This is a genomic window from Parvimonas sp. M20 (assembly GCF_035282425.1).
Lineage (GTDB): Bacteria > Bacillota > Clostridia > Tissierellales > Peptoniphilaceae > Parvimonas.
In genome coordinates this window covers 1-613 of record NZ_JAYKBQ010000064.1, presented here as the reverse complement: position 1 = coordinate 613, position 613 = coordinate 1, and the positions used below count along the sequence as shown (strand labels likewise).

Genomic DNA, 613 nt, shown 5'->3' with positions numbered 1-613 from the left:
ATATTGGCCATTACGGACTTGGAGAAGGGTATTAAGTGCAGTCTCTGCCACATTCAACCCCTGATATGCAGTCGACTGACTAAGATCCCCATCTACCTCCTGGCAGACAGCCTCAATACGACGCTTCTCCGAGGCAATTCGTTCTAGCCACCTTTCAACGTCTTCAACATCCTGATGGCTAACAATTCCTGCTAATGCATTCATGGTTAATTCCCCTCGCCTTCTTTATTGATATCCTTGCCTTTAACTATATGGCGTTTGACCATTAAGTCTGGGCGTTGCAAACCTAGTTCTTCTGGCGTCACCTTCTTACGCTGGTGGGGCATTACATGTCTGTTGCTTTTCATACCTTTGCGGCCACCAGCTCGAAAGACTTTGTTCTCGCTTGCAATGGCATCTCGCGGTATATACCAGTCGCATTCATCCCCCTCTTTTTCCCCGTTCGGGGAGGCGCTGAAACTCTGGTAGCTCTGATTTGAACCTACCGGTGGGCGATGTTTGCGTTCGCAAAGGATCGCCAATGGGCACTTTTCCGTTGTACACAGGGAGAACAGCGCTTGGAGTCCCGTAGAAGTGTCTGGCATCTGGATACAGATCCTTTAAATACTTGACA

General features: G+C 48.8%; 3 protein-coding genes. All 3 read right to left on the bottom strand.

The genetic code is table 11. The features are described from left to right. The coding region (locus VJI93_RS08385) for a hypothetical protein (RefSeq protein ID WP_324009258.1) at positions 1–204 on the bottom strand (204 nt) is incomplete at its 3' end. A gap of 2 nt (positions 205–206) precedes the next feature. Then, positions 207–347: a hypothetical protein gene (locus tag VJI93_RS08380; protein ID WP_324000415.1), complete on the bottom strand. Its 141-nt coding sequence runs from the start codon at positions 345–347 to the stop codon at positions 207–209. Between the two features lie 73 nt (positions 348–420). Beyond that, on the bottom strand, positions 421–613 hold a 193-nt coding region (locus VJI93_RS08375), incomplete at its 5' end, for a hypothetical protein (protein ID WP_324009257.1).